Source organism: Kitasatospora sp. NPDC007106 (assembly GCF_040634455.1).
Taxonomy (GTDB): domain Bacteria; phylum Actinomycetota; class Actinomycetes; order Streptomycetales; family Streptomycetaceae; genus Kitasatospora; species Kitasatospora arboriphila.
This window is the reverse complement of the sequence record NZ_JBEYFP010000382.1, coordinates 1-5,768: the sequence shown is the minus strand read 5'-3', so window position 1 is coordinate 5,768 and position 5,768 is coordinate 1. Positions and strand designations below refer to the sequence as shown.

The 5,768-nt window shown below is 74.6% G+C and carries 3 protein-coding genes and 1 pseudogene; 1 reads left to right on the top strand and 3 read right to left on the bottom strand.

Features of this window, described 5'->3' with window-relative positions:
* Positions 1–99: 99 nt before the first annotated feature.
* The 3 genes and pseudogenes from ABZ641_RS24015 to ABZ641_RS24005 form a co-directional block, all read right to left on the bottom strand.
* Positions 100–954: an HAD family hydrolase gene (locus ABZ641_RS24015; RefSeq protein WP_344622696.1), complete on the bottom strand. Its 855-nt coding sequence runs from the start codon at positions 952–954 to the stop codon at positions 100–102.
* Positions 954–3,474: pseudogene (locus tag ABZ641_RS24010) on the bottom strand (phosphoribosyltransferase). Before ABZ641_RS24010 ends, ABZ641_RS24015 begins: the two are co-directional and overlap by 1 nt.
* 120 nt (positions 3,475–3,594) lie before the next feature.
* Positions 3,595–4,761: an HpcH/HpaI aldolase/citrate lyase family protein gene (locus tag ABZ641_RS24005; protein ID WP_344622695.1), complete on the bottom strand. Its 1,167-nt coding sequence runs from the start codon at positions 4,759–4,761 to the stop codon at positions 3,595–3,597.
* 320 nt (positions 4,762–5,081) lie between these two features.
* Here ABZ641_RS24005 and ABZ641_RS24000 point away from each other — a divergent pair.
* The coding region (locus ABZ641_RS24000) for a TerD family protein (protein WP_359984751.1) at positions 5,082–5,768 on the top strand (687 nt) is incomplete at its 3' end.

Here is a 5,768-nt window from a genome sequence, read left to right as displayed (position 1 = left end):
GGTGCTGCGGCGGCGGCTGCTGCGGCTGACCCCCCCCGGAACGGAACAAGACCGGAACGGAACGGGGCCCGGCACACGGCCGGGCCCCGGGCACGATGCTCAGGCGCGGACGGCCGCCCCGGCCCGCACCCGCTCCAGCATCCGCCGGACGATCTCCTCGCCCGCCGCGACACCGACCTGGGTGAGCGCGGTGACGCCGGGCGCCGCCCAGCCGGTGTCGGCGAGTTCGCCGTGGCCGGGCCGCCAGCCCGCGTCGGCGGCGAGCAGCAGCTCGGCGTCGAGCAGCGAGTCGCCGGCGGTCAGCACGGTGGCCGCACCCGTCCGGCGCTCGACCTCGGCGAGGGCCTCGCTCTTGGTGAGCGGGGCCGGCACCGCGTACACCTTGCGGCCCTGCAGCGAGACCGTCCAGCCGCGCTCGGCGCACCAGCCGGTGAGCTCCTCCAGCCAGCCCTCGGGCAGGTCGGCGCGCTCGACGACGAGGTAGGCGAAGAGGTCCTCGGCGACCCGCCGCTTGTGCGTCCACTCCGGGTCGGCCGAGATGGCCAGGTGCTCGACGACCTCGGCGAGCGGGGCGCTGGCGGCGGCGAGCCGCGAGCGCACCTCGGCGTGCCAGTCGCGGTCCCAGACGCCGTCGACCAGGACGTGGCCGCCGTTGGCGCAGATCGCGTACTTCGGGATCCACCCCGGCGTCGGGCCGGGCAGGTTGACCCGCTCGTACTGGGCCCGGGTGCGGGTGGTGGCGGGCACGAACACGGCGAGCCGGGTCAGTTCGACGAGCAGCTCGGCGGCCTGCTCGGTCATGAACGAGAGCGCCCGGCCGTCGTTGACCTCCACCGAGAGCAGCCGGGGGGCGAGCCGGTCCGGCACGTCCAGGGCGAGCGCCCGGTTGGAGTAGATCAGGGTGCGGTCGAGGTCGCTCGCGACCAGGAACTGACTCGGCTGCTGATTCGGCATCAACTTTCCTTCGTGAGAACTTCGCCGCCCTCGGCGGTGTGCACCGCCGTGCCGTCGGCGCCGGTCGCCCCGCGGGTGTAGCGGGGGTGGATCAGGCCCACGCAGGAGTACGGCAGGTCGTCCACCTCCTCCACCGGGACGCCGCGCTGTGCGGCGAGCAGCCTGACGTGGTCGAGGTCGGCTCCGGCACCGCGCCGGGCCAGCACTCGCCAGGGCACCCGGCGGAGCATGACGCGGGTGGTCTCGCCCACCCCCGGCTTCACCAGGTTGACGTTGTCGATGCCGTACTCGGCGCTGATCCGCTCGACGGCCGCCCAGCCCTCCCAGGTGGGGGTGCGGTCCTCGGCGGCGAGGGCGTCGGCGGCCGCGACGGCCGCGGCCCGGACGGCCGGGAAGTGCGCGGCGACGGCGGTGAGGAAGTCGTTCGAGACGTCGGCGACGGCGAGCTCGCGGTAGAACTTGGCGCCGTGGAAGTCGTCCGGGCCGATCAGGTCGGGGCGCAGCACGGTGCGCGAGATCAGGCCGGAGACGGTGGAGTTGAGGCAGGCGGACGGGATGAGGAAGTCGTCCCGGGTGCCGTAGGTGCGCACGCAGCGGCCGGGGTCGGCGAGCACCGCGAGGTCGGGGTCGAAACCGCTGCCCTGCAGCGCCTCGGAGAGTTCGCGGGTGATGGCGCCCTTGCCCGTCCAGCCGTCGACGAAGACCACCGAGCCGGCGTCGTGGTGGGCGGCGAGGTGGCGCAGCGCCACCGGGTCGATGCCGCGCCCGCGCACGATGGAGACGGTGTAGTGCGGGACGTCGAGGCCGTGGGCGAAGCCGAGCCAGCGGCGGATCAGCACGCCGACCGGGGTGCCGGCCCGGGCCAGCGAGGCGAGCACCAGGCCGCGGCCGCGCTCGCGCAGCAGCGTCTCGGCGACGGTGCCGACGGCCAGCGCGATCCGCTCGCCGGAGGCGGCGAGCGCCTGCTTGTACAGCTCCTGGTACTCGGGGCTGGGCTGGTACTCGATCGGCAGCGACTCGGCGTAGTGGGCGCCGCCGGACTGCACGGCCTCCTCGCGCTCCTCGGTCGGCGCCTCCAGTGCCACCCCGGAGAGGTCCTTGAGCAGCCAGATCACGTCCTCGGCCGAGTACGAGGAGAACGCGGGGCCGAACAGCGGCGCGGGCAGGGTGGTCGTCATGGTCGCCTTACGTGGGGAGGTGCGCTGTCGATGGTGGGGGACGGAGGCGTCAGCGGGGTGACCCGGGCCGGTACGCGGGGAGAACGGCGAGCACCACCTGGTCGGTGACGGCCCGCAGCTGGCGCAGCAGGGCCTCCTCGCCCTCGTGCAGGGCGGCGGTGTCGCCGGGGGTGTCGACCACCAGGACGATCGCGTCGAAGCGGCGGGCGGGGTCGCTGCCGGGGGCGACGTTGTAGGCGTACCGCTCGGTGGAGCGGTCGGCGGGGTCGTCGTGGGCCGGGAAGGCCAGCCGGGTGCGGATCGCGTAGCCCGGGTCGTCCACGGCGAGCACCGGCGAGCGGGTCGTCGTGGAGAAGCGTACGCGGTCGCCGCCGAGCCGGTCGGCGAGCGCCCCGGCGAGGCGCAGCGGCGCGTACATCAGCTCCTCGAAGCCGAGGACGAGGACGCGGCGGCGGTCGGCGAGCTGCTCGGCGAGCGGGGCGGCGAGGTCGGGCAGGGCGGCGTCGAGGCGGCGGCGGTGGTCGGCGGTGAAGCCGTGCCGGCCGCCGTCGGGCAGGTCGGCGGGCCAGTCGAGCTCGGCCCGGTGGACGGGGGCGAGCGGAGCGTCGGGCAGCGGTGCGGGCGCGGGCTGCGCGTCGACGATCTCCTGCGCGCGGGCCAGCACGTCGGCGGGCAGCCGGACGCCCCCGACCGCGCCGGCGACCAGGTCGAGGCGGGCGCCGAGCTCGGCGGCGGCCTTGTCGAGGCGCTCCCGGTCGGCCCCGGTGCGCAGGTCGACCAGGGCGACCACCACGTAGCGGTCCCGGGGGTGCGCGGCGTGCAGCGCGCGGACGGTGTTGAGCACGGTGTTGCCGGTGGAGAACTCGTCGTCGACCAGGACCAGCGGCCCGTCGCCGGCGAGCAGCGCCGGGTCCTCGGGCAGCAGCAGGTGCGAGGTGGCGTGCGAGTGCTCCTCCTCGAAGCCGCCGACCGGCTCGACTCCGTCGACCGGGCGGCGGGTGGAGTGCAGGTACGGGGCGTCCAGGCCGTCGGCGACGCTGTGGCCGAGCGCGGTGGCGGTCTCCGCGTAGCCGAGGACGACCGCCCGGGCGGCGTCCTCGGGGCCGAGCAGCTCGCGGACCCGGCGGCCGAGCTCCAGCCCGGCGCCGTGCACCACGGCGGGGAGCTGCGGCACGTGCTTGCCGAGCACGTGGGAGACCAGCAGGTGGGCGCGGCGCGGGTTGCGGCGCAGGGCGAGCCCGATCAGCTCCCGCAGCTCCGGCGAGCCGGTGAGCCCGATGCCGAGCCGGTCGGTGACCCACTGGCCGGTCCACGGCGCCGGGGCGGGGTGCTGTGCGGTCAAGACTCCTGCTTTCGGTGGTGCGGTCGTGCAGAGGTGCGGTCGTGCAAAGGTGCGGTCGTGCGGTCGTGCGGTCGTGCAAAGGTGCCCAGGGTACGCACGGGTGCCCGGGGATGCGGCGGGTCAGCCGCAGAGGCAGGCGCCCAGCAGCTCGGCGAAGCTGACGTCCTCGCGGGCCACCCCGAAGACGTCGGCGCGCAGCAGCACCCGCTCCGCCCAGGCCCGGTGCGGCTTGGCCTCGTTCATCTTGTTGGTGTACGCGGAGCGCAGCACCCCGCCGCCGTCGCGGCTGAGGATGTCCTGCGCGTCGGAGTACTCCTCGTGCGTGACCACCGAGAGGGCGTGCACGGCGGGCACGTGGCTGGGGTGGATGCAGGTCTTGCCGAGCAGACCGTTGGCGCGGTCGAGCTCGATCTCGCGGATCAGCCCGTCCAGGTCGTGCTCGATGATGCGCTGCCGGACGCCGTCGGCCGGCGGGTGCGCCTCGGCGAACGGGGTGCGGCGCAGCTGCGGCTTGAACATGCGCTCCTGCACCGGGAAGTACTCCCAGACCGGGCCGGTCACGGTGAACCCGGTGCCGTCGGCGCGGCCGAGCACGTTGACCACGTCGCCGATGACGCCGGCGACCAGGGCCACGTCGTAGGCGGTGAGGTCGGGCGAGCGGCGCAGTCCGTACGCGGAGCACAGGTCGGTGACACCGAGCCGGACGGCGAGGATGCGCTCGCGGTGCTTGTCGAGCAGCCGGGCGACGGCGAAGAGCTGCTCGCGGCGGGTCTCCAGGTGGGCAAGCTCTGGCGACTCCAGCACCGGCATGGCGAACAGCCTCTGGCCGGAGCGCTCCTCGGCGGCGGTGAGCGCCTCCAGGAAGGCGCCGCCGCTCTCCTCGGTGAACTTGGGCACCACGTAGCCGGCCAGCAGCCGCACCGCGGGGCCGAGCCGTGCGGTGAGGTCGGTGATCTGCGCGGCGGCGCGGACCCGGACGAACAGCAGCGGCAGGCCGGTGGCGCCGGTGGCGGCGAGCTCGCCGAGCTGGGCGACGAGGTTCTCCTCGGCGGCCGGCACCTCGTGGTCGGCGATCGCGTCCTCCAGGCAGAGCACCATGGAGACCACGCCGCGGGCGGCCTGCTTGCGGATGTCGGCGGCCAGCGTGCTGCGGGTGGCGGGGCTGTAGAGGGTCGCGCCGAGCGCGGTGGAGAGCACGGAGGGCGCGCTGCCGAGGTCGAAGTCGACCGGCTGGTGCAGGAAGAGCCGTTCGCGGACGTCGTCGGCGAGGTGGCCGAAGTGGCGCAAGCTGCACTCCCTGCAATCGTGGTGGCGGCCCGGTCACCGGGCGGGATTGGGCTGACGTCCCGACAACAGGGACGAACAGCGGGGCCCGATGGTTTCGCGGGTAAAGGCGGCGCGGTCGCCCTCGCGTCCGCCGCGTCGCGTTCGCCGAGGTGGGTGGTGTACCGGGAGCCGTTGGCCGCTAATCGTACGGTCCTTCAGGGCTTTGCAAAGACCTGAAACATCGAATTCTCGGAAGGTTACCCGGTGCGACACAAAACCCCCCTCCGGGGTGGTGGCGGCCCGCATTGTCCGCGGAGGGCGGGGCCGGGCAGGATTGGGGCATGACGCACGTGATGGCGAAGGGCGCCAACATCCCGCTGACGGCCGCCGCCGTCCGCGCCGTGCTGCGCTGGTCGGCGACGCCCGGCGCACCCGACGTGGACGTCTCCGCGCTGCTGGTCGCCGCCGACGGCAAGGTCCGTTCGGATGCCGACTTCGTCTTCTACAACCAGCCGAGGCATCCTTCGGGCCTGGTGCGCCACCTGCCCAAGCAGCAGGCCGGCGCCGGGGACGAGGTGTCGGACGCGGTCGAGATCGACCTCGGCCGGCTGGCCGAGGACGTCGACCGGGTGGTGATGGCGGGCTCCTCCGAGGAGGGTTCCTTCCCGTCGGTGCCGCGGCTGCGGGTGCTGGTCTTCGACGTCGCGGCCGGCGAGGGCGCCGATCCGCTCGCCGAGTTCCCCGTCACCGACAGCGGCGACGTCACCGCGCTGGTGGCCGGCGAGTTCTACCGGCGGGCGGGCGGGTGGAAGTTCCGGGCGATCGGCCAGGGCTACGCCACCGGCCTGAGCGGGCTGGCCACCGACTACGGCATCGCGGTCGAGGACGGCGAGGAGGTCGCGGACGCGCTGCCGCCCGTGGACGGCCCGCCGGCGCCCGAGCCTGCCGTCCTCGACCGCGATGCCGTAGTCGGTGGCCAGCCCGCTCAGGCCGGTGGCGTAGCCCTGGCCGATCGCCCGGAACTTCCA